The 21,978-nt window shown below is 73.6% G+C and carries 25 protein-coding genes; 8 read left to right on the top strand and 17 right to left on the bottom strand.

The features are described from left to right. The first annotated feature begins 42 nt into the window (after nucleotides 1–42). The gene (locus tag KBX26_RS21890; RefSeq protein ID WP_030332469.1) at nucleotides 43–1,020 is read left to right on the top strand and encodes a YafY family protein; all 978 of its coding nucleotides are present in this window, start codon (nucleotides 43–45) and stop codon (nucleotides 1,018–1,020) included. Here KBX26_RS21890 and KBX26_RS21885 read toward each other — a convergent pair. From KBX26_RS21885 to KBX26_RS21870, 4 genes are all read right to left on the bottom strand, one after another. Then, entirely contained in the window at nucleotides 912–1,508 is a 597-nt protein-coding gene (locus KBX26_RS21885) for a GNAT family N-acetyltransferase (RefSeq protein WP_081883837.1), read from the bottom strand. The two genes, KBX26_RS21890 and KBX26_RS21885, sit on opposite strands and share 109 nt — an antisense overlap. Beyond that, complete coding sequence (locus tag KBX26_RS21880; protein ID WP_030332472.1) at nucleotides 1,505–2,029, bottom strand: GNAT family N-acetyltransferase; 525 nt, start codon at nucleotides 2,027–2,029, stop codon at nucleotides 1,505–1,507. Before KBX26_RS21880 ends, KBX26_RS21885 begins: the two co-directional genes overlap by 4 nt. Nucleotides 2,030–2,201: 172 nt before the next feature. Further along, nucleotides 2,202–3,776, bottom strand: a complete 1,575-nt coding sequence (locus KBX26_RS21875; RefSeq protein ID WP_210866303.1) for an FMN-binding glutamate synthase family protein — start codon at nucleotides 3,774–3,776, stop codon at nucleotides 2,202–2,204. An 87-nt stretch (nucleotides 3,777–3,863) separates the two neighbouring features. Further along, nucleotides 3,864–4,994, bottom strand: coding sequence for an N-acetylmuramoyl-L-alanine amidase (locus tag KBX26_RS21870; protein ID WP_210866302.1), 1,131 nt, complete (start codon nucleotides 4,992–4,994; stop codon nucleotides 3,864–3,866). A gap of 191 nt (nucleotides 4,995–5,185) precedes the next feature. Here KBX26_RS21870 and KBX26_RS21865 point away from each other — a divergent pair, with 191 nt between their 5' ends. After that, the gene (locus KBX26_RS21865; RefSeq protein WP_030332478.1) at nucleotides 5,186–6,196 is read left to right on the top strand and encodes a hypothetical protein; all 1,011 of its coding nucleotides are present in this window, start codon (nucleotides 5,186–5,188) and stop codon (nucleotides 6,194–6,196) included. Between the two features lie 244 nt (nucleotides 6,197–6,440). Beyond that, the gene (locus KBX26_RS21860) at nucleotides 6,441–7,814 is read left to right on the top strand and encodes an MFS transporter (protein WP_030332480.1); all 1,374 of its coding nucleotides are present in this window, start codon (nucleotides 6,441–6,443) and stop codon (nucleotides 7,812–7,814) included. A gap of 46 nt (nucleotides 7,815–7,860) precedes the next feature. On the opposite strand, the gene KBX26_RS21855 is transcribed toward KBX26_RS21860, so the two are convergent. The 4 genes from KBX26_RS21855 to KBX26_RS21840 form a co-directional block, all read right to left on the bottom strand. After that, complete coding sequence (locus KBX26_RS21855) at nucleotides 7,861–8,247, bottom strand: VOC family protein (RefSeq protein ID WP_210866301.1); 387 nt, start codon at nucleotides 8,245–8,247, stop codon at nucleotides 7,861–7,863. Beyond that, complete coding sequence (locus KBX26_RS21850) at nucleotides 8,244–8,558, bottom strand: hypothetical protein (RefSeq protein WP_030332483.1); 315 nt, start codon at nucleotides 8,556–8,558, stop codon at nucleotides 8,244–8,246. Before KBX26_RS21850 ends, KBX26_RS21855 begins: the two co-directional genes overlap by 4 nt. 201 nt (nucleotides 8,559–8,759) lie before the next feature. Then, complete coding sequence (locus KBX26_RS21845) at nucleotides 8,760–9,176, bottom strand: YchJ family metal-binding protein (RefSeq protein ID WP_210866300.1); 417 nt, start codon at nucleotides 9,174–9,176, stop codon at nucleotides 8,760–8,762. 23 nt (nucleotides 9,177–9,199) lie between these two features. Next, nucleotides 9,200–9,967, bottom strand: a complete 768-nt coding sequence (locus tag KBX26_RS21840; protein WP_247680948.1) for an SGNH/GDSL hydrolase family protein — start codon at nucleotides 9,965–9,967, stop codon at nucleotides 9,200–9,202. An 88-nt stretch (nucleotides 9,968–10,055) separates the two neighbouring features. Here KBX26_RS21840 and KBX26_RS21835 point away from each other — a divergent pair, with 88 nt between their 5' ends. Continuing rightward, nucleotides 10,056–10,766: an MBL fold metallo-hydrolase gene (locus KBX26_RS21835; protein WP_030332488.1), complete on the top strand. Its 711-nt coding sequence runs from the start codon at nucleotides 10,056–10,058 to the stop codon at nucleotides 10,764–10,766. Nucleotides 10,767–10,784: 18 nt separating this feature from the next. Here KBX26_RS21835 and KBX26_RS21830 read toward each other — a convergent pair whose 3' ends face one another. The 4 genes from KBX26_RS21830 to KBX26_RS21815 all read right to left on the bottom strand — a co-directional run bounded on the left by KBX26_RS21830 (nucleotide 10,785) and on the right by KBX26_RS21815 (nucleotide 14,293). Then, nucleotides 10,785–11,885 carry a magnesium and cobalt transport protein CorA gene (locus tag KBX26_RS21830; protein WP_210866298.1) on the bottom strand — a complete coding sequence of 367 codons (1,101 nt, stop codon included), beginning with the start codon at nucleotides 11,883–11,885 and terminating at the stop codon, nucleotides 10,785–10,787. Nucleotides 11,886–12,008: 123 nt separating this feature from the next. Continuing rightward, nucleotides 12,009–12,620 carry a class F sortase gene (locus KBX26_RS21825; protein ID WP_030332492.1) on the bottom strand — a complete coding sequence of 204 codons (612 nt, stop codon included), beginning with the start codon at nucleotides 12,618–12,620 and terminating at the stop codon, nucleotides 12,009–12,011. A gap of 86 nt (nucleotides 12,621–12,706) precedes the next feature. Beyond that, entirely contained in the window at nucleotides 12,707–13,192 is a 486-nt protein-coding gene (locus KBX26_RS21820; RefSeq protein WP_030332494.1) for a hypothetical protein, read from the bottom strand. A 273-nt stretch (nucleotides 13,193–13,465) separates the two neighbouring features. Beyond that, entirely contained in the window at nucleotides 13,466–14,293 is an 828-nt protein-coding gene (locus tag KBX26_RS21815) for a metalloregulator ArsR/SmtB family transcription factor (protein WP_030332496.1), read from the bottom strand. Between the two features lie 129 nt (nucleotides 14,294–14,422). Here KBX26_RS21815 and KBX26_RS21810 point away from each other — a divergent pair, with 129 nt between their 5' ends. Next, nucleotides 14,423–15,724: a lycopene cyclase family protein gene (locus KBX26_RS21810; RefSeq protein WP_051708500.1), complete on the top strand. Its 1,302-nt coding sequence runs from the start codon at nucleotides 14,423–14,425 to the stop codon at nucleotides 15,722–15,724. A 103-nt stretch (nucleotides 15,725–15,827) separates the two neighbouring features. After that, nucleotides 15,828–16,301, top strand: coding sequence for a ribonuclease HI (gene rnhA / locus KBX26_RS21805; RefSeq protein ID WP_030332500.1), 474 nt, complete (start codon nucleotides 15,828–15,830; stop codon nucleotides 16,299–16,301). A 7-nt stretch (nucleotides 16,302–16,308) separates the two neighbouring features. Here the strand turns inward: rnhA and KBX26_RS21800 are convergent, their stop codons facing one another. The 3 genes from KBX26_RS21800 to KBX26_RS21790 form a co-directional block, all read right to left on the bottom strand. Next, nucleotides 16,309–16,545, bottom strand: coding sequence for a hypothetical protein (locus tag KBX26_RS21800; protein ID WP_030332502.1), 237 nt, complete (start codon nucleotides 16,543–16,545; stop codon nucleotides 16,309–16,311). A 72-nt stretch (nucleotides 16,546–16,617) separates the two neighbouring features. Beyond that, the gene (locus KBX26_RS21795; RefSeq protein WP_210866297.1) at nucleotides 16,618–17,505 is read right to left on the bottom strand and encodes a pentapeptide repeat-containing protein; all 888 of its coding nucleotides are present in this window, start codon (nucleotides 17,503–17,505) and stop codon (nucleotides 16,618–16,620) included. A 112-nt stretch (nucleotides 17,506–17,617) separates the two neighbouring features. Then, on the bottom strand, nucleotides 17,618–18,424 hold the full coding sequence (locus KBX26_RS21790) for an SDR family oxidoreductase (protein WP_051708504.1): 807 nt from the start codon (nucleotides 18,422–18,424) through the stop codon (nucleotides 17,618–17,620). Between the two features lie 79 nt (nucleotides 18,425–18,503). Here KBX26_RS21790 and KBX26_RS21785 point away from each other — a divergent pair, with 79 nt between their 5' ends. Continuing rightward, a complete protein-coding gene (locus KBX26_RS21785; protein ID WP_030332507.1) occupies nucleotides 18,504–19,106 on the top strand; it encodes an MBL fold metallo-hydrolase in 603 nt (200 codons plus the stop codon). Here the strand turns inward: KBX26_RS21785 and KBX26_RS21780 are convergent. Beyond that, the gene (locus KBX26_RS21780) at nucleotides 19,079–19,819 is read right to left on the bottom strand and encodes a B3/4 domain-containing protein (protein WP_051708505.1); all 741 of its coding nucleotides are present in this window, start codon (nucleotides 19,817–19,819) and stop codon (nucleotides 19,079–19,081) included. The two genes, KBX26_RS21785 and KBX26_RS21780, sit on opposite strands and share 28 nt — an antisense overlap. 7 nt (nucleotides 19,820–19,826) lie before the next feature. Next, entirely contained in the window at nucleotides 19,827–20,438 is a 612-nt protein-coding gene (locus KBX26_RS21775) for a LysE family translocator (RefSeq protein ID WP_030332511.1), read from the bottom strand. Nucleotides 20,439–20,500: 62 nt separating this feature from the next. Between KBX26_RS21775 and KBX26_RS21770 the strand changes: the two genes are divergently transcribed. Further along, nucleotides 20,501–21,973, top strand: coding sequence for a PLP-dependent aminotransferase family protein (locus tag KBX26_RS21770; protein ID WP_210866296.1), 1,473 nt, complete (start codon nucleotides 20,501–20,503; stop codon nucleotides 21,971–21,973). Nucleotides 21,974–21,978: the final 5 nt, after the last annotated feature.

Below are 21,978 nucleotides of genomic sequence, written 5' to 3'. Positions count from 1 at the left end.
TAGCGGACAGGGTTGTTCCGCTATCCGTGCAACGATCGACGAATGACCGTCGAGGCAACGACCGAGCGGGTGCTGCGCCTGCTGGCGCTGCTGCAACGACGACCGTCCTGGACGGCCGCCGAACTCGCCGTCGAGCTGGGGGTCACCGGCCGTTGCGTGCGCCGCGACGTGCAGCGCCTGCGGACGCTCGGTTACCCCGTGCACGCCGTCTCGGGCGTCGGCGGTGGCTACCAACTCGGTGCGGGCACCCGGCTGCCGCCGTTGCTCCTCGACGACGAGGAGGCGATCGCCACGGCGGTCTCGCTGCGGCTGGCCTCCGGCGGCACCGTCGCCGGGGCGGGCGAGGCGGCGCTACGGGCACTCGCGAAGCTCGACCAGGTGATGCCGTCGCGGCTGCGCGCCGAGGTGCGGGCGGTGCACGGCGCCACCGACACCCTCATCGGCCCGGTCGCCGAGATCGACGCGGAGCTGCTGGTGACGCTGGCCCGCGCCTGCCGGGACGGGGTGCGCGTTCGGTTCGACTATCCCGGCCGGGGCGCCGGGGGCCAGGAACGGACTGTCGAACCGATCCGGATGGTCACCACCGGCCGCCGCTGGTATCTGATGGCCTGGGACGTCGACCGCGACGACTGGCGGACGTTCCGGCTGGACCGGATGCGGGCGGTGGTGGCGACCACCTGGCGGTTCCGGGCCCGCGAGCACCCCGATCCGGTGGCCTTCGTGCAGCGGGCGGTGACCGGGGCGCCGTACCGGTACCTCGCCCGGGTGCGCGTGCACGCCCCGGCCGACCAGCTGCGCGAGGTGGTCCCGCCCCAGGTGGGACGGGTCGAGGACGATCGTGACGGGTGGTCGGTGCTGGTCCTCGGCGGTGACAGCCTGGACTGGCTCGCCGCGCACCTCGCCCGGCTGAGTTACGAGGTCGAGGTGTTGGAGCCTGCCGAGCTGCGCGAGGCCGCGGGCCGGCTGGCCCGTCGCCTCGCGGTGCTGGCCGGTGCGACGTCGGAGCCCGACGCGCGGTGACGCAGCGTGTAGTGCCGCAGCGACACCGGGCCGCCGTCGGGAGCGGTCCACGGCGCCGTGCTCGTGCCGACGCACCGCCATCCCGCGCGCTCGTACAGCGCGACGGCCGCGGTGTCACCGGCGGCCACCTCCAGCACCAGGTCCGTCGCGCGTGTGGCCGCCCACCGGCGGGCCCGGTCCAGCAGCGCGCTGCCCAGCGCCAACCCCCGGGCTTTCGGCACCACGAAGAGACGGGCGACCTCGGCCGTCGGCGGGGCCAGCGGCCCGCCCGCCGGATCGGGCAGCCGGTGCACGGCGATGTGACCCACGACGGCAGCGTCGTCATCGACTGCCACCCAGGCCCGCGCCGGCTGCGGCTCGCGGAGCCAGCGGTGCGGGTCGGCGGGCCAGTTCAGCGGGTACCTGTCGACCCGGTGAACCTCGGTGAGCGCCGCGACGCAGCCGTCCAGGTCGGTGGCGCGCCGCCGGCGGATGCCCGGTGGGTTCACAGGTCGTCGAACGGGCTGGCGTAGCGGAACTCGCCCCGGATCGACTCGTTCCAGGCGTGCAGTGGCCGAGCCATGAAGTACTGCGGCCCCCACGGCTGCGGCGGGGTGACGCCCAACTCGACGGCCGGCCGGAACCCGAAACGCGGGTAGTAGTCGGGGTGCCCGAGCAGGACCACCAGCGGCTCGTCCCGCGCGTCGGCCGCGCCGAGCACCGCGTGCATCAACGCGCTGCCGACGCCGCGCCGCTGCCAGTCCGGCAGCACTCCCAGCGGCCCCAGGCCCAGCGCCACCGCCGCGCCGCCCACCAGGCCGCGGGTGGCCACCACGTGACCGACCACCTGGCCGTCCGAATCGACCGCCACCAGGGAGTACGCGGGCAGCCAGCCCTCGTCGACGCGCAGCGCGTCGACGAGCGTCGCCTCGACCGGTACGCCGTCACCGCCATCGGCCTTGGCGAAGGCCGCGGAGTGCACCGCGCGAATCGCGTCGACGTCGGCGGGTGTCTCGCGTCTGATCAGCACCGCGCCACCATAGACGCGGTGAGTTGCCGGCTCCACGCGTTTATCGCCGGCACCGATCTGCCGGCGGTCGTCGTGGATGGCGGTCGTGGTGGCCGGCGGGCGGCACTTCGCGGACATGGCGGGGAGACGCTTGATGTCTGTGAGTCATCATGATGACTCACAGACATCAAGCTCAGCCGACGGCGGTGGCTGACGGCGGGGCGCTGCCGCCCTGCGGCGCCTCCGGGACCATCAGTCGGATGATCTCCGCCCGGTCGGCGGGCGAGGGCAGCCCCCATTCCGGCCGGTAGCCGTACACCTCATGCAGTGGCGTGGAGCCGGTGCGACCGTCCAGGATCTCCACGGCGTCGGTGCCGATCAGGCCGGGGTGTTCGACGCCGCAGGCCTCGGCGACCTTGGTCAGGTCCCGGCGCAGGGTTCGCACGTAGTTGGCCGCCCGGACCGACTTCGACGCCGGGTCCAGGCCACGGGCGAGCCACGCGTTCTGCGTGGCGACACCGGTGGGGCAGGTGTCGGTGTGGCACTTCTGCGCCTGGATGCAGCCGATCGACAGCATCGCCTCCCGACCGACGTTGACCAGGTCGCAGCCGAGCGCGAACGCCACGATGGCGTTGTCCGGCAGGCCGAGCTTGCCGGCGCCGACGAAGACCACCTGCTCGTGCAGGCCGTGCTCGGCGAAGATCTTGTACACCCGGGAGAAGCCCTGCTGGAACGGGAGCGACACGGAGTCGGTGAAGATCAGCGGTGCGGCGCCGGTGCCGCCTTCACCGCCGTCGATCGTCACGAAGTCCACACCCCGGCCGGTGTTCCGCATCAGGGTGGCCAGCTCCTGCCAGAAGCCCAGGTCACCGACGGCCGACTTGATGCCGACCGGCAGACCGGTCTCGGCGGCCAGCAGCTCCACCCAGTCGAGCAGGCTGTCGCAGTCGGAGAACTCGGCGTGCCGGGACGGGCTGACGCAGTCCTGACCGGCCGGGATGCCCCGGGTGGCGGCGATCTCGGCGGACACCTTCGCCCCGGGCAGCAACCCACCGAGGCTCGGCTTGGCGCCCTGGCTCAGCTTGATCTCCAACGCCTTGACCGGGGCCCCGGCGACCAGGTCCTTCAGCCGGTCGAGGCTGAACCGGCCGTGCTCGTCGCGGCAGCCGAAGTACGCCGTGCCGAGTTGGAAGACCAGCTCACCACCGTTGCGGTGGTACGGCGACAGGCCGCCCTCACCGGTGTTCTGCAGGCAACCGGCGAGCGCCGCACCCTTGTTGAGCGCGGTGACGGCGTTGCCGGACAGCGAGCCGAAGCTCATCCCGGAGATGTTGACGACCGACTCGGGGCGGAACGCCCGGGCCCGCCCCCGTGCCGCGCCGAGCACCTTCGCGCAGGGCAACCGCACATCGTGCCCGGCGGCCGGTGACGACGGCGGCACGGCACGGCCGAACGTGCGGTGCTTGATGATCGGGTACCCGGGGGTGTACTCGATGTCGTTGTCCGTACCGAAACCGAAGTAGTTGTTCTCCTGCTTGGCCGACGCGTACACCCAGCGGCGCTGGTCGCGGGTGAACGGCCGCTCCTCGTTGTTGCCGGCCACGATGTACTGCCGAAGCTCCGGCCCGATCGTCTCCAACAAATAGCGGGCGCGGCCGAGGATCGGGAAGTTGCGCAGCAGCGCGTGATCGCGCTGGATCAGGTCCCGCGCGGCGAGCGCCGCGACGGCGGTGGCGACGGCGGGTACGGCTCGACGGGCCCAGGTCATGCCCGGGAGTCTTTCCGCCCGGGCGGCGGATCAAACCGGTGAGCTGGCTGGTGGCGGTGCGGGTGCCCCCACACCGCCACCGGACGCTCAGCGGTGCCGGAACGACTCGCGGATCGATCCGCCGACGATCGTGCACCACGTGCTCGTGCTGAGCTTGCCGTTGCGCGGCAGCCCGTGCAGCGCCTGGAGCTCTTGCACCGCGCTCCGGGTGGCGTGGTCGTACGCCCCGGTCACGGTGACCGCGTACCCCTTGGTGGCGAGGATTTCCTGCACGGCAGTCACCGGCGCTCCGCTGGCGTGCTGGTCCAGCTCAGGCACCAGGGTTTCCCAGGTCGGGGTGGTGAGAGTGGCGTCCACGTCCACAGCGATGCCGTTGCGGGCCTGCCAGTCCTGCACGGCCGCGACGGTCGCGGCGTCGAACGTGCCGCTGACGGTCACCGGGTAGCCCCGGAAGGCGAGCAGGTGCTGCACCACCCGGACCGAGGGGGAGTTGACGAAGCGCCACAGGTCCGGCCAGCGGCGCGCCGGCACGTCACCGAGCGTGGTGCCGAGGGCGGCGTGCACGCGCCGCCGCAGCTCGGGGAACTGCCGGTAGAAGGCGGCGCCCGGGCACTCGGTGGTGCGGAAGTCCCAGTGGCCGAAGATGTCGTGCGCGTGCAGCCCGTACTGCCGGCAGATCGCGACGCAGAGCTTGACCAGCGAGTCGGTCAATGCCTTCGGCGGGGTCTCGGTGACGTAGGTGCCCTCGTTCTCGATGCCGATCGCCCGGCCGTTCTCACCCGGGCAGTGCGCCGAGATCATCTGCCGGTCGCCGGCTTCGAGGCGCTCCAGACTGCCCCGGCGGCCCTCCAGCACGTAGCCGCCGCGGCTGACCGTGAAGTGCTGGCCGGTGTCCGACCAGCCGTTGCCGTCGATGTGCAGGTCCTGGCAGTCGTGGGCGAGCTTCACCGCCTGCTCACGGGAGTAGTCGGTGACGTTCGGGAACGCCATGTGGTGCACGATGATCTTGTTGGTGGCGATGGCGCTCACCGACAGCGGATCCTTCGGCGGGCGGGCGGCCCACTCGTCACAGCTGATGATCCAGTCCAGGTCGGTGCCCGGCGCGGCCTGCGCCGCGCCCGGGAAGGCGAGTTCGCTCCCGACGACGGCGACCGTGGCGGCGCCGAGACCGGCCCGCAGCAGCGTCCGGCGATCCACTTCGGAATGGTCGACGTGCATGGCATCTCCTCCTGCGGCCGACGGCGGGGATGAAAAGTAGCTCCAGTGGCCGCACGTACTCCGGAGAATATTGCCAATACTCGCCCGCGCGCTAGAGGGCCGGCAGAGCTCGTGATCACCGGTGTTTCCGCGCGCCGGGTCGGGGGTAGGTCGGGGCAGACCGATCCGGCTGCCCCTTAAGGAATGACCAGATGAGTGACAACGTCAGCGACGCGGTGGGCGACGCGCTCCGCTCGGTGATGCTCTTCCTGCCCAAGGCCGTCGCCTTCCTGGCGATCCTGGTGGCCGGATGGCTGATCGCCAAGGCGGTACTGAAGATCGTGGAGAAGGTCCTCGAACGGGTGGGCTTCGACCGCGCCGTCGAACGCGGCGGCATCCGCCGCGCGTTGAGTCGCTCCCGGTACGACGCCAGCGACATCGTCGCGAAGCTCGCCTACTACGCGGTGCTGCTGTTCACCCTCCAGCTCGCCTTCGGTATCTGGGGGCCGAACCCGATCTCCGACCTGCTCGGTGCGGTGATCTCGTGGCTGCCCCGGGCCTTCGTCGCGATCGTCATCGTCGTGGTCGCCGCCGCCATCGCCAACGCGGTCAAGGACATCATCAGCGGCGCGCTCGGCGGCCTGTCGTACGGCCGGGCGCTGGCCACCATCGCCTCGGTGTTCATCCTCGGCCTCGGCGTCATCGCCGCGCTGAACCAGATCGGGGTGGCCACCGCGGTCACCACTCCGGTGCTGATCGCCGTGCTGGCCACGATCGGCGGCATCCTCGTCGTCGGTGTCGGCGGCGGTCTGATCCGTCCGATGCAGAGTCGGTGGGAGTCGTGGCTGACCCGCGCCGAGCGGGAGTCGCGGCTGATCGCCGAGCACGCGCAGGCGTACCGGGCCGGCCGTCGCGACGCCGAGGCGGAACTGGCCCGCGCGTCGGCCCCCACCAGCGACCCGGAGGCCACCCAGGTGGTGACCCGGCCCGCCGACACCGACGCCACCCAGGTCGTGCGCTTCCCGGTCAGCTCTGGAACCGACGACACCACCCAGGTGGTCAGCCGCTCGGCCGACCCCGACGTCACGCAGGTGGTGGGTGCCGGTGCCGACTCCGACACGACCCAGGTGGTCACCGGCGGCACCGACCGCGCGGTGCCCGGGCAGCGCACCAGCGACGACAGCGAGACCACCACTGTCATTCCGCCGGTCGACCGGCGCTGACATCCGGCGTTACGGCGGGGCGGGATCGACCTGATCCCGCCCCGCCTCGCGTTCTGCGCACCGCCCCGCCTACCCGGCCCGGTTCGCGCTGCCCGCACGCCGAAAGCGCTGGCCGCCACCGCGCCGGTTGTCTAGCATCGCGGGCATGACCTGGCGACATTGATCCAGCGGCGTAGGCCGACCCCGTGGGCCACCACGGGCACCGCACGTCCGGTGTCCGTCTCCACTCCCACGGGAAGGCCCCATGATCTCCATCGTCTCGCGCGTGCCCGACCCGGCGGTCCGCCGGCTAACGGCCACGCTCTACGGGTACGCGTTCCTCAGCGACCTTGTCCTGCTCTACCCGCTGTACGTGGTGTTCTTCGCCGACACCGGGCTGTCGGTGGGGCAGATCGCGTCGCTGTTCGTCATCTGGTCGGCCGCCGGCATCCTGTTCGAGGTGCCCTCCGGCGCGTGGGCCGACGTGCTGTCCCGCCGGCTGCTGCTGTGCCTCGCCCCGCTGGTGGCCGCCGCCGGTTTCGCGCTCTGGGTGCTGCTGCCGTCGTACCCGGCGTTCGCTGGTGGTTTCCTGCTCTGGGGCGCCGCTGGCGCGCTGGTGTCCGGTGCCCTGGAGGCGCTGGTCTGGACCGAACTGGACCGGCTCGGCGCGGTCGGCCGGTACGCCCGGGTGCTCGGGCGGGCACGGACGGCGGGTGTGCTGGGCGTGGTGCTCTCCGGAGTGCTCGCCGGTCCGGTGCTCGCCGTCGGCGGGTATCCGGCGGTCGGCGCGGCCAGCGTGGCCGCCTGCCTGCTCGCCGCGATCGCCGCCACCCGCTTTCCGGAGCACCGCGCGCCAGCCGCCGCACGCGTCACGGTCGCCGAGCCGGTGCCGGCTGCCGGGCCGGTGAATGCCGCACCACCCCGGCCGGACCAGCCGGACACCGCGCCACCGGCGGGCCCGGACGAGCCGGACAGCGTCCCGCCGGCGGGCCCGGACGACGATGCCGACCTGGGATGGTGGGACACGCTGCGGGCCGGGGTGGCGCAGGTCCGCACCCGTGCACCGGTGCGGTCGGCAGTGCTGCTGGTGGCGGTGGTCGCCGCCGACTGGGGTGCGCTGGACGAGTACACCCCGCTGCTCGCCCTGGACACCGGTGTCGGGGCGCAGGCCGTCCCACTGCTGCTCCTGCTGCTCTGGGCCGGGGTGACAGTCGGTGGGCTGCTCGCCCCGGCGGGGGAGCGGCTGGGCAGCCGAGGGTACGCCGCGCTGCTGGGGCTGGTCGGCGTCGCGCTGGCCGGCGGTGCACTGCTGCGGCACCCGGCGGGGTTCGTGCTGATCGCGGTGGCCTTCGGCGCGGCGCAGCTGGCCACCGTGCTGGCCGACGCCCGGTTGCAGGCCCGGATCACCGGCACCAGCCGCGCCACCGTCACATCCCTGGCCGGGATGGCCACCGACGTGCTGATCATCGTGACGTACGCCGGCTACGGCCTGCTCGCCACGGCGGCCGGTAACGCGGTGGCGTTCGCGCTGACCGCCGGGGCGTACCTCGTGGTGGCGCTGGTGCTGCTGACCCGCCGCCGGCGCCGGGCGGTGGTGCCCACCGGTGTGGTCGCGGCGGTGACGCCCGGCCGGCACTGACCGGGGCCCGGCGGCGGCCCGAGGGGGTCGCCGCCGGGCCGTGTGGTCAGCCGTCCAGGTGCAGGAACGACCACTGGTGGCCGTCGAGGTCCCGGAAGCCACGCATGTACATCGGCCCGTTGGCCATCCCCGGCCCGAGCGACTCGCCACCGGCGACGGCCGCCTGGTCGACCAGCTCGTCGACCTGCCCCCGGCTCTGCGCCGACAGCCCGACGATGACCTCCCGGCTGGTCTCCGTGTCCGGGGTGGCGACACCGGTGAACCTCTCGAAACCCGAGCGGAGGTGCAGCACCAGTCGGGTGGTGTCGGAGATGGTGAGCACCATGCTGTCGCCGTCCGGCTCGCTCTGGTCGCTGGTGAAGCCGATCGCCCGGTAGAACTCGGCGGCGGTGGTCAGGTCGCGCACCGGCAGGTTGATGAACGTCATGGTCATCGGTGGCCTCCGTCCGTTTCGAGCAGTGCCTTCAGCGCGGCGAGTCGTTCCCGCCAGTACGCCTTCAGCTCCGCGGCCTGCTCAGCCCCGGTCAGCTTCTCGTGCAGGACGCTGACCCGGGTCTTTGACTCGCCGACAGCGTCGATGCCGACGACTATCCGGGTCGGGCCACCGGCCCAGTCGGCCCGGAAGATCCGGGGCGCGGTGGCGGTGCGGACGCGTACCTCGACGTCGGGCAGCCAACGGGCGCTCTCGCCGGTCTTCGCCATCCGGGTCCGAACCCGGGCCTTGAACGATCTCTGGGTGGTCATCACATGCTCCCGGTCAACGGCACGGTCACCGGGACTCACGCTCCCGCCGACCCCGCCGGAGTGGGGCATGTGGCACCACGTCCCGAGGGCTCCAGGCCCCCTTTGCCTCCGCGTTGCCGGCGGCGTGAGCGCCGGGAGGGAGGTGCGGCGCAGGACGACGCCGACGTCATCGTACGCCCCGACCGGCCGTCGGCGCAGCCGTCAGGGCTGGTCACCGTCGAGGTAGACCCACCGGCCGTCCTCGCGGACGAACCGGCTGTGTTCGGTCACCGTGCCGGGCCGGCCCCCGTGCCGGTAGTGGGCGTGGAAGCTCACCGTGCCGGCGGCGTCGAGTAGGCCGCCCCGCTCGGTCCGCACGATCTCCAGTCGGGTCCACCGCTGCCCCGGGTCGAGCTCCAGGGCGGCCGGCCGGGTCGACGAGTGCCAGCTGCGCAGCAGGTAACCGGAGTCGCCGAGGGCGAAGGCGCTGAACCGGGAGCGCATCAGGGCCTCGGCCGTCGCCGGGGCGTCGCCCGCGTGCGCCGGGGCGCAGCAGTCCGCGTACGCCCGGCCGGAGCCGCACGGGCACACCCGTCCCGTCGTCGCGTTCGCCCGCCGGCGTCCCGCAGCCTTGCCCACGTCGCTATCCTTCCGTACCCGTTCTAGTCCAGCGGCACCGGCAGCGGCACCGGCCGCTTGGCCACCCGGTCGTCGCCCGAGGACCGGCCGCGCAGGTGCCGGACCAGCCAGGGCAGCAGGTGCCGGCGGGTCCAGGCCAGCTCGGCGCCGAACACCTCACCCCGGCGTCGCCGCGCGGCCGGTGGCAACGGTTGCGTCCAGGAGTCGTCGAAACCGGGCAGACCCGCCGTGTACGCCAGCGCGGCGGCGATCCGCTCGTGTCCGGCGCTGTTGGCGTGCAGCCGGTCGTCGCTCCACAGCCGGGGATCGGAGGAGACCGGGTGGGCACCCAGGTCGAGGAGGGTGGCGCCGGTCCGCGCGGTGGCGGCCCGCAGCGCCTCGTTGAGCGCCAGCATGCGACCCCGCAGGGGCCGGGCCAGCGGCATCACGGGCGCCGGGTCCGGCATCGTGAACGTCAGCACGGTGGCCCCCTGATCGACGAGCGCCTGCTGCATCGCCGCCACATCACCGGCGACCTGGTCCGCGTCGAAGGAGGGACGCAACACGTCGTTCATGCCAGCGACGACGGTGGCCAGGTCGGGGGCCAGGTCGAGGGCGGGCTGGAGCTGCTCGGCCCGGATCAGCGCGGTGGTCCGGCCACGGATGGCCAGGTTCGCGTATTCCAGACCGCCCTGGGCGCGGGCCACCGCCAGGGCGAACCGGTCGGCCCAGCCCCGGTAGCCGCCGGCGCCGTCCGGGTCGTCGAGCCCCTCGGTGGTGCTGTCGCCGATCGCCACGTACCGCTGCCACATCACCCGGGCGAGGTTAGCCCTCCGGCACCTCGGGTGGACCGTCGACCGGTCGACAACGACGGTTGACGATCCTCCCTAGACTCGCGACATGACGCGAGCCCCTGCGGTGGCACTGGCCCCGAACGTCTGGCGTATCCCCACTGTCGGCCGTTCGGCCGTCAACTCGTACGCCTTCGTCGACGACGACGGCAGCGTCACGCTTGTCGACTGCGGGCTGGCCAAGGCGCCGGCCCGGATCGTGCGCGGGCTGGCGGCGATCGGCAAGGTGCCGGCGGACGTCACCCGGATCGTGCTCACCCACGCGCACCCCGATCATGCCGGCGGCGCGGCGGAGTTGGCCCGCCGTACCGGTGCCCCGGTCGCGGCGCACGCCGCCGACGTGGCGTACGCGCAGGCGGGCCGCGCGCCGGTCAGCGACCCGGCGGTGACCGGCGGCCGGCTCTTCGCCCGGCTCAACAGCGGCCGGTTTCCGGCGGTCGAGGTGGCCCAGCCGCTGGCCGACGGGGACCTGCTCGACGTCGGTGGCGGCCTGCGGGTGGTGCACACCCCGGGGCACTCGCCCGGGCACGTGTCGCTGCTGCACGAGCCGACCCGCCTGCTGATCACCGGGGACGCGTTGTTCAACGTGCTCGGCGTCCGGTGGCCGATGCGGTGGCTGTGCAGCGACTTCCAGATGACCCGGGAGACCGCGCACGTGCTCGGCGAGTTGGAGTACGACCTGGCGGCCTTCACCCACGGTCCCGAGTTGACCGACAACCCCCGCGACCGCATCCGCGCCTTCCTCTCCGCGCATCGTTGAGCGGCCCGCCGGCGGGCCTCACAGCCAGCCGGACCGGCGGAACAGGCGGTACAGGAACACTGCCGCCGCCGCCATCAGGGTCAGCGCCCCGGCGTAGCCGTAGCGCCAGGCCAGCTCGGGCATGTGGTCGAAGTTCATGCCGTAGATGCCGGCGATGCCGGTCTGGGTTGCCGCGATGGCCGCCCAGGCGGCGATCTTGCGCATGTCGTTGTTCTGCTCCACGGCGAGCTGCGCCAGCCGCGACTGGACGATCGAGGTGAGCAGGTCGTCGTACGCGGCCACCCGATCCACCGCCCGGCTCAGCCGGCCGTCCACGTCGACGAACCAGCGGTGCAGGGCGCGCGGCGGGCCGTCGGGTTCGAGCAGCGTACGCATCGGCGCCTGCAACGGCAGGACCGCCCGCTTGAACTCCACCACCTCCCGTTTGAGCTGGTAGATGTGCTGGATGTCGGCCGTGCGGTCGCGGGCGAACACCGCCTCCTCGACCCGCTCGAGGTCGCGTTCCACGTGCCCGGCCACCTCCAGGTAGGAGTCGACCATGCGGGCGCAGACCGCGTACGCCACCGCCCACGGGCCGGCGGCCAGCAGCGCGGGGCGGCGCTCGATGTCGGCGCGGACGCTGCGCAGCGCCCCGGCGGCACCGTGCCGCACAGTGATGGCGAAGCGGTCACCGAGCAGCACCATGACGTCCCCGGTGTCGATGACCTCGGAGGTGTCGGTCAGCTCGTCGTGCTCCACGTACCCGGCGGTGCGCAGGACCAGCAGCGTGACCGGCCCGTTGCGCTGCACGGTGGGCCGGTGCCCGTCGGCGAGCGCCTGTTCGACGGTCAGCTCGTCGAGGCCGAAGGTCCGGCCGACCGCGGCGAGCACGGCCGCGCCGGGATCGTGCAGTCCGAGCCACACGAAGGCGTCGCGGCCGTGCCGGGCCCGGGCATACGCGTCGGCGTAGTGGAGGTGACCGGGTTCCCGGCGGCCGTTGACGTAGACGGCACAGTCGACCACGGCGTCCGGGTTGGACCGACGGGGGGTGGGGGAGCCGTCCTCGATCCGTCCGAGCAGTCGACGGGCCAGGGCCCGTACGCGTCGACCTGCTCGGTCCCGTGCCGGTCGCTGATCCACCGCGTGCCTCCCCGCCGCCGACGCACCACCTCGATCAGGGATGGTGCCACCGCATTCTGCCGAGCAGGGCCCGGCGCACGGCAGCGGGGCGGCGGTGCGGGTGACTGAGGCGGGCGACCCCGTTCAGGCGGTGCGGGTGGCGAAGACGACGACGTTGTCGACGTAGTTGCCGCTCGTGGCGTCGAACCGGCCGCCGCAGGTGATCAGGCGCAGCTCGGCGGCGTCCGCCGGGCCGTAGACCAGCGTGGTGGGGAAGTGCTCCTTGGGGTACGCGCGAACGGCGTCCACTGTGAACGTCGCGACCCGTGCGTCGGCGCGGGTGACCTGGACCTGCTGCCCGGCGCGGAGCCGACCGAGGTCGAAGAAGACCGCCGGCCCCGACGGTGCGTCGACGTGTCCCACCAGGACGGCGTTGCCGGTCTCGCCGGGGCTGACCCCGTGCCGGTACCAGCCGGCGAGGGTGGGCCGGTCCAGTGGCGGCACCTCCAGCACCCCGCTGGCGTCCGCGCCCACGGGAACGATGTCGGCGCGGACGCCGATGGCGGGGATCTGCACCCGGACCGGCGCGGCGGGTGGCAGCGGGGCCAGGTCCGGTGCGGGGTGGGTGCGGGTCGGCGCGTCGGCCGACGGTCGCGGTGGCCGGGCCGGGTCGGCGGTGAGGCCGACGGTGATCAGCCCGAGCCCGGTCACGCCGAGCAGGGCGACCACGGCCGGCAGGGTCCGCCGCCACCACACCTGCGCACCTCCGGGTGGGTTCGTCGGGGTGCCCGCGCCGGTGTCACCGGCGCGGGCACCCGTCTCAGGGATGGAACGGCCGCCGGTCAGGCGACAGTGGACACCGGACGGCGCCGGCGGATCAGGATCACCGCGCCGGCGAGGGCGGTGCCGAGCAGTGTGCCGCCGGCGGCGAGAGCGCCGGTGTCACGGTTGTCGCCTCCGGAGCCGGCGGGCGCGCCGCCGATCGGGGTGACGGTGAAGGTGGCGGTGCCGGCCGAGCTGCCGTCGCCGCAGGTGGCCGCCACCGTGTAGGTGCCCAGGGTGAACCCGGCGGTGAAGAGTTCGGCGCTCAGCCCGCCGCCGGCGGCGGCCGTGGTGGATCGGACGTTCTGGTCGCGGTTGGGGCCGGTGACCCGGAAGAGGGCATCACCCGACTTCGGGTTGCAGGTCGTCGCAGTGAGCACGACGGTTCCACCGACCGGGGTGGTGGCCGGTGACACGGTGGTGTCGGCCAGTGCGGCGCCTGGCAGCAGGAGCGTGCCGAGGCCCACGCCGAGCGCCGCCGAGCAGAGTGCTGTTGAGACCTTCATACGCGTCTTCCCTCACTTTTCGTCCGCTGACTGCGTGGGACGTCGTTCGGGTGGCCAACTCCGTGACTAGCACCGGTGTGCCCAACACTAGGTGGGTTGGGTCCTCGATCAGGTGAAAATGAGAAATCCTCGTTGCCGTCACGTGTCCACCCGAAGGCGGGGAGAGCCGCGAGCTGTCGCCGCTGGGCCGATGGCGAGGTATTGCCGGCGACGCCGCGAATGAGGCGCTGCTTCGGTGCGGGCCGGCGGCAACGGCCGGCCCGCTCGGCTGGGTCAGCCCGCCGGGGTCGGTTCGGGCATCGGCTCGCCGGTCTCCACCAGCGTCTTGAGGCTGGCCAGCAGCTCCGGCCAGCCGCCGCTGCCGTCGAGTTGGCCGCTGATCGCCCGGTGCATCTCGCTGTCGGGGGAGAAGCCGTCGTGGATGACTGTCAGTCGGACGGCTCCGTCGCCGTGCGGCTCGATCTCGAAGGTCACCTTCGACCGGCGCTCGCCGAGCCGGGCGGCCAGCTCCTCGGCGGACCAGCCGAAGTGCTCGGCGTGCTCGGGCTGGAAGCCGTGCCAGCTGTAGGAGAGGCGGCGGTACGGCTCGGCGACGAGCACCCGCTGGCCCAGGTCGCGGGGCTCGGCGTCGGGTGCGTCCTGCCACAGCACCGGCGACCCGACCTGCCAGTCCGACACCAGCGCCACCCCACCCCAGTAGCGGCGGGTGAACGCCGGTTCGGTGAGCGCGGCCCACAGTCGCTGGGCGGTGGTGGTGACGTAGGTCGTGTAGACGAAGGTGGGGCTTTCCATGGCTTGTCGCTCCAATGCGGTGGTCAGGTCGGCGAGGGCGGCGGCGCGCTCGCGGTCGTAGCGGCTGAGCCACCGGTCGGCGATGGCGTTGATGGGGGCGGCGTTGAGGTAGTGCAACTTCTCCCGGCCGCGGCGCACCGTGGTGACGAGATTGGCGGCCTCCAGCACCGACAGGTGCTTGCTGACGGCCTGTCGGCTGGTGGCCAGCCCGTCGCAGAGCTCCCGCAGGGTCTGCCCGTTGCGGTCGTTGAGCCGGTCGAGCAGGCGACGCCGGCTGGGGTCGGCCAGCGCCCGGAACGCGTCGTCCATCGACCCTCCCGACAACAGGCAACCCAGCGGTTGCCTATCAACATAGGCAACCAGCAAGTTGCCTGTCAATCGGGCTCGCACGCCCGCGCCGACGCGTCCGCCCCGATGGGCTCGGCGTCGTCGCCACCCATGGCGACGCGCGGTCGGGCGCGGTGGTGTGGCAGCGTGGTGCGGGTGACCGACTCCGCGCCGCTCGACGTCGACCTCGCGCTGCTCGGTGGCGGCGGCGCGGCGTCACTGCTGCTCGCCGCACTGGACCGGCACGGCGTCCGGGATCAACGGATCGCCATCGTCGACCCGGTGCGCCGACGCGGTCAGGACCGCACCTGGGCGTTCTGGGGCCACCCCGACACCGACCTGGACCCGCTGCTCAGCGCGAGCTGGCAGCAGGTCGAGGTGGCGACCGCGGCGCGCCGCCGCGTCCTGGACCTCACCCCGCTGCGGTACGCCATGCTCCGCTCCGGCCCGGTCTACGACCGGGCTGCCGACGCCGAGCGACGCCTGCACGCCACCCGGATCGTCGCGCCGGCCGACACGGTGCGCGACGACGGCACCCGGGTGCTGGTGCGTACCGGCGACGGGCGCACCGTACGGGCCGGCTGGGTGCTCGACTCGCGTCCCCGCCCGCCGGCCCGAGCGGGGCGAACCACCTGGTTGCAGCACTTCCGGGGGTGGTGGCTGGAGGCGGACCGGCCGGTGTTCGACCCGACCCGCGCGGTGCTGATGGACTTCCGTACCCCGCAGCCGCCCCGGGGCGTCTCCTTCGGCTACGTGCTGCCGGTCAGCGACCGCTACGCCCTGGTCGAGTACACCGAGTTCTCGCCGGACCTGCTCACCGACGCCGGCTACGACGCGGCGCTGACCGGCTACCGGGACCTGCTCGGCCTGGACCCGGCCGGGTTGCGGGTGCGCGAGGTGGAGAACGGGGTCATCCCGATGACCGACGCGCCCTTCCCGGCCCGGCCCACCCCCCGGGTGGTCCGGCTCGGCACGGCCGGTGGCGCGACCCGCCCCTCCACCGGCTTCACCTTCTCCGCCATGTACCGCCAGGCCGACCAGGTGGCCCGCGCCCTCGCCGCCGGCCGGGCGCCGGTGCCCGCGCCGGCGTACCCCCGCCGGCACCGCTGGATGGACGCGGTGGCGTTGCGGGCGCTGGACCGGGGCGGGGTGGGCGGTCCGGAGTTCTTCGACCGGCTCTTCGACCGCAACCCGGCCGAGCGGGTGCTGCGCTTCCTCGACGGCGGCACCACCCCGGCCGAGGAGATCGCGATCATGAATTCGACCCGGCTGGTGCCGATGATCGCCGCGACCGCCGGTGACGCCGCAGACCGGGTGCGCGACCGGCTGCGCCCCACCCGGCCCGCACCGGCCATCCCACCGGCGGTGGTGGGTGCGGCGCCCGGCGCGGCCGGCGCACCGCGTCCGACCTGACCGGGTTGACTCCCGCCCCGAGCGGGGGCCGTGCGGCGCGGGCGTCGCGACGCGCCGGCCCCGAGCGGCGAGAACGACGTGCGCGCCCGGTAGGTTGCCGGGCATGGTGGACGCGGCGGCCGGCAGGGGCGTGCAGATCTGGACCGACGGGGCGTGCAGTGGCAACCCCGGCCCGGGCGGTTGGGGTGCGCTGCTGCGTTACGGCGATCACGAGCGGGAGTTGTGCGGCGGTGAGGCCACGCCCACCACCAACAACCGGATGGAGCTGATGGCGGCCATCCAGGCGTTGGAGAGCCTGAACCGGCCGGTCACCGTGGAGCTGCACACCGACAGCACGTACGTGCGCAACGGCATCACCAGCTGGCTGGCGTCGTGGAAGCGCAACGGGTGGCGGACGGCCGCGAAGCAGCCGGTGAAGAACGCCGACCTGTGGCAGCGGTTGGAGGCGGCCTGCGAACGGCACGAGGTCACCTGGCTGTGGGTCAAGGGGCACAACGGGCACCCGGAGAACGAGCGGGCCGACGGGCTCGCCAACAAGGGCATGACCGAGGCGCGGGCCGCGCTGATCAGCCGCTGAGCCGGGGTCAGCGGGTCGCGTCGGGGTGCCCCGGCATGCTGGAGCCACCACCGCTGCTGCCGGAGGAACCACCGGCGACGCCCGAGTTGTCGGGCTCGGTCACGATGTCCGGCCGGACGTCGGTGTCCGCCGGTGCGGGGACCTCGGTGTCCGTCTCGACCTGCACTAGTGAGGTCTGGCCGGCCTCGTCCTCGCTGTGCTGCGGGTCGCCCGGCTGTTCACCTTGGCGATTTCGGTAGCCCACGCCGTGCCCCCCGTCGATGCCGGTTCGCGTCGGCGCTGGCTACCCGGCGTCGTCCCGGCCGAAACCTCGTGCTCAGCGGCGGCGGCCCCGATGGGCGCGGGCCGGGGACCGGGTCGGCTGGCGGACCGGGGTGAGTGGCAGCGCCGTCCAGTGCGCCGGCCGGGTGAGCGTCTGCGGCAGCCCGGTGCGGGTGTCGCCCCGGGCGGCGTCCAGTTGGGTCTGGTGCAGGAAGAGCGTGCGCCGCACGTCCGCGCCCCGCAGATCGGCCCCGCGCAGGTCCGCGCCGGTGACGTCGGCCAGGCCGAGGTCCGCTCCGCGCAGATCGGCGCCGATGAGCAGCGCCCCGCGAAGGTTGGCCCGGCGAAGGTCGACCCGGCGCAGGTCCACCCCGAGCAGGTGCGCGCCCCGCCGGTCGGCACCCACGGGGGCCCGGGCCGCGTCGCTGGCCCGGGACAGCAGCGGGTTGACCCGGGCCCGGTGGGCGTCGACGTCCACCGCGCGAAGCCGCGCGGGGTCACCCTCGGTGAGTGTCAGCGTCTCCGCGCGGGCGCGTTCCAGATCGGCGCGCAGGTCGGCCGGCGGGCGCAGCGCCACCGCCTCGGTGAGGTACCAGAGCAGTTCGTGCAGCGGTCGCAGCACCGCGAAAGCCTCCGCCATCGCCGGCAACGTCTCCGGCGCGTCCCGCCAGTCCCGCCCGCCGAAGGTCACCTGGGCGACCTGCTGCCCGGCGCCGAAGCAGTCGAACACCGTGCAGCCGGGAAAACCGCGTTGCCGCAGCTCGGTGTGGATGCCGCAGCGGTGGTCGGGGCGCAGGTTGGGGCAGGGCGAGCCGGCCGGCTTGTCGATGGCGAAGTCAGTCGACGCGGCGAAGGCGGGCACCACGCAGCACAGCCCGAAGCAGCGTCCGCAGTCGGCGCGCAGCTGCGCCGCCCCGGACGGCGGTGCGGTGCGGTCCGACACGCCGACGGTCCTCCTGACGATCAGGTGGTCACCATTGTTTCCTGTGCCGCGCCGACCGGGCCGGTCGGGGGTCACCGTGCGTGCGGTCAGCGGCCGTCGCCGCCGATGCTGGTCAGACCGATCGCCAGTCGTCGTTCGGCAACGCCGCGGCCTGGGGGCCCATCAGCAACATGCCCCCGTCGACCGGCCAGGACGCGCCGGTGACGTAGCTGGCGGCGGGGGAGGCGAGCAACGCGACCACGGCGGCCACCTCCCGGGCGTCGCCGGGCCGACCCACCGGCACGCCGGGCCGTTCCTGGGTGAACGGGTCGACGTCCTCCTGACCGGTCATCGGGGTGGCGATCTCGCCCGGGGCGACGGCGTTGACGGTGATCCCGTCGGCGGCCAACTCCTGGGCCATCACCCGGGTCAGCAGCCCGAGCCCGCCCTTCGCGGCGCAGTACGCGGCGGAGCCCACCCGGGGCGCGTGCTCGTGCACGCTGGTGATGTTGATGATCCGCCCGCCGGTGCCGGCGGCCCGCATCCGTCGCGCGGCCCGCTGGGCGCACAGGAAGGGCGCGTCCAGGTCGACGGCGAGCACCTCGCGCCACTGTTCCCACCCGGTGTCGACGAACGGGGTGGAGGCCCCGACGCCGGCGTTGTTGACCAGCACCCCGATGCCGCCGAGCCGGTCGGCCAGCTCGTCCACCACCGCCGCCGCGTCCGGCAGTCGGGTCAGGTCCACCTCGGCGAGCTCGCAGCGCCGGCCCGTCGCGCGGACCTCGGTGGCTGTCCGCTCGGCGCCGTCGGGATCGCCGTACCAGGTGATGCCGATCTCGAAGCCGGCCGTGGCCAGCGCCACCGCGCAGGCCTTGCCGATGCCGGAGTCCGCGCCGGTGACGACCGCGATCCTCGGGTAGTTCTCGTATCGCTGCGGCATGCTGGCGCACTACCCCGGCAGCGCCGGCCCAACCGCCACAGGCACCCGGACCGCTCTGCCGGCGGCGTACGGTCGCCTGATGCGTATCACCCGGTTCACCCACGCCTGTGTCCGCATCGAGCACGAGGGCGGGGTGCTGGTCGTCGACCCGGGGACGTGGAGCGAGCCGAGTGCCCTGGTCGGCGCGGACGCAGTCCTGGTCACCCACGAGCACACCGACCACGTGGACGTGTTGCGGCTCGCCGGTCTCGGTGTCCCCGTGTACGCCCCGGAGGGTGCCCAACTGCCGGATCTCGCCCCGCTGCCGGTGACCCGGGTCCGCGCGGGCCAGCGGTTCACGGCGGCCGGCATGTCGGTCAGCGCGCACGGTGGACGGCACGCCGCGATCCACGAGGGGCAGCCCGACTGCCCGAACCTCGGCTACCTGATCGCTGATCACCTCTATCACCCGGGTGACGCGTTGCACGTGCCGGACGAGCCGGTGCACACGGTGCTCGTCCCGGCCCAGGGGTCCTGGCTGCGCCTCGACGAGGCGATCCGATTCGCCGGCGCGGTGGGCGCGACGGCGGCGTACCCGGTCCACGACGCGCAGCTCAACGACCGTGGCCTGGCCAGCGTCGCCGGCTGGTTCGGCGAGACGATCCCCGGTTACCGTCACCTGATGCCCGGCGACACCGCCTGACCTCTGTCGTCACCGGCCGTCGGAGTGCGGAATCGGGGCGCGGCTCTGGTGAGCACCGCGGCGGCCGTGGGGGCGGACCACTCGTCGGTCAGCTCGGTCACGAGGTCGGCGACCAGCCGGGTCACCGCCGGCTCGGCGCCCGGATGCAGCGCCTCGGCGACGATCAGCACCGACGAGGTGCCCGCCCGCACGGCCGACCAGCCGCTCTGCCGGTTCGTCCACCGTCGGGCGTGCGCCCGCCCGACGGAGTCGACGAAGGTCACCTCGCCCGGCTCGGGATGCTCGGTGTCGCCCGCGAAGCTCAGGTACGGCTCGTCGCCGTGCGCCGGCCGGACCACCAGGTCGCCGTCGACCCGCTCCAGGTCGAGCGCGGCGACCGGGATGGCGTACGCGGCCGAGACGGCGTTGCACAGGTCGACGAGCGGGTGCACCCGGGGCAGTTCGCCGTCCAGGCGCAGCCGGCGCAGCAGCGCCTCGGCGGCGCACCGGTACCTGGTGGGCCGCAGGCCCATCGCCGCGTACGCCCGCCGCCAGGCCTGGATCTCCGGGAACCCGCTCTCGGGCCCGGCGGCCAACCGCCGCCGGGCCTCGGTGAGGTAGCTGGCCGCGTGTCGGGTCACGTCGGCGGTGGCGGTGATTCCGGAGGCCAGCACCACCCCGGCGATCAGATCGGGGTACGCGTCGCGAAGCTGTGGGGAGTGTTCGAACTGCACTGTGGTCCTATCGTTCGGTGAGGGCGAGGGTCACGCCGAGCGCGACGAACGTGCCGGCGGCGGATCGGCGCAGCCAGTCGGTGACCCGGGGTCGGGTCAGCACCCGGTCGCGGACCCGGGCCGCGAAGACGCCGTAGCCGCTGAACACCACGAAGGTGAGCAGCATGAACACCGCCCCGCAGCCGAGCATCGCGCGGGTCGAGCCCGGTGCCGTGGTGTCCACGAACTGCGGCAGGAACGCGACGAAGAACAGCGTCGGCTTCGGGTTGAGCAGGTTGACCAGCACCCCGGAGACGATCACCCGCAGCGCCGGGCGGGGCGGGGCGTCGGTGGTCACGGCGAAGGCGTCCCGATCGCGGGCGATGGACCAGGCGAGGTAGAGCAGGTAGCCGACGCCGAGATAGCGGACGGTCTCGAACGCCGCCGCGCTGGTCTGCATCAGCGCGGCCAGCCCGGTCATCGCGGCCAGCAGGTGCGGCAACGTGCCCAGCGTGCAGGCGAACGCGGCGAGCACCCCGGCCCGGGCGCCCCGGGACAGCCCGGCGGAGAGCGTGAAGATCACCCCGGTGCCGGGGGTGACCACCACGATCAGAGTGGTGATCAGGAACGGGATGGTCACGGTCGTCCTCCGGCGGAGTTGGCAGGTCTGGCTCCTGCTCACTCTGCTGCCACAATGGTCCGATGGGCAGAGCCAAACCGACGGCGTCCGAGAGGTCCATATCGGCCGGGTCCGACTTCCTGCACCTGACCATCGCCGACGCGGCGCCGGGCGGGCGCGCCGACTGGCTGACCGACCGGCTGCGCCAGGCCATCGCCGACGGTCGGGTGCCGGTCGGTGACCGACTGCCCCCGACCCGGGTGCTCGCCGCCGACCTCGGCGTCTCCCGGGGTGTGGTCACCGAGGCGTACCAGCGGCTGACCGAGGAGGGGCACGTCGCCGGTCGGGGCCGCGCCGGCACCGTGGTCGTCGCCGCGCCGGCCGCGCCCACCCCCGCCCCGGCCGCCGCGCCGGCACCGGTCGCGACCTTCCCACCGGCACCGGGCACCGACATCTTCGACGCGGTACGCGCGGCGCCCGCGACGATCGACCTGACACCCGGCGTACCCGACCTGGCCGCTTTTCCCCGCACGGACTGGCTACGCGCCGAACGGACAGTGCTGCGCCGCCTCGCCGCGGCCGACCTCGGCTACGGCGACCCCTGCGGCACGCCCGCGCTGCGGCAGGCCGTCGCCGCCTGGCTGGCCCGCAACCGTGGCATCAGCGTCGACCCCGCCGAGGTGATCATCGTGGCCGGCGTCTCGCAGGCGCTCGGGCTGCTCGCCCAGGCGCTCACCGCGGCCGGCGTCGACCGGATCGCGGTCGAGGACCCGGGCTCGCTCGGAGTGCGCCAGCACCTGAACAACTGGCGGATGGCCACTCCGCCGATCAGCGTCGACGACGCCGGCCTGCGGGTCGACGAGTTGGCCGCCAGTGGCGCACCGGCGGTGATGCTCACCCCCGCGCACCAGTTCCCGACCGGCGTGGTGCTCGACGGTGACCGCCGCCGCCACCTCGTCGCCTGGGCGCGGGCCGGCGGCCTGATCATCGAGGACGACTACGATGCCGAGCACCGCTACGACCGCCCCCCGGTGCCGGCGCTGCGGGGTCTGCTGCCCGAGCAGGTCTGCTACGCCGGCAGTGTCTCCAAACTGCTCGCCCCCGCCCTGCGGGTCGGCTGGCTGCTCGTGCCCCCGCGACTGCGCGACGCGGTGGTGGCCGCCAAGCGCAACGCCGACCTGGGCAACGCCGTGCTGCCGCAACTGGTGCTGGCGGAGTTGATGACCTCCGGTGCCTTCGAACGCCACCTGCGGCTGCTGCGCCGCCGACACATCCGCCGACGGGACGCCATGATCGCCGCGCTGGCCCGCGCACTGCCGTCCGCGACGGTGCACGGCGCCGCCGCCGGTCTGCACCTGATGATCACGCTGGACGACGCGGTGGTCGACACCGAGTTGGCGGCGGCGACGCTGGCCCGGGGGGTGAAGGTGCAACCGCTGTCCTGGCACTGCCAGCGGCCCTACCGGCCGGGCCTGGTGCTCGGCTACGCGGCCCGTACGCCCACCGAGATCGACGACGGCGTCGCCGCCCTCGCCGCCGCGCTCGGCTCCGGCTAGGACCA

The sequence above is a fragment of the Micromonospora sp. C97 genome (genome assembly GCF_018070385.1).
GTDB classification, from domain to species: domain Bacteria; phylum Actinomycetota; class Actinomycetes; order Mycobacteriales; family Micromonosporaceae; genus Micromonospora; species Micromonospora parva.
This window is presented reverse-complemented; position numbering and strand designations above follow the sequence as displayed.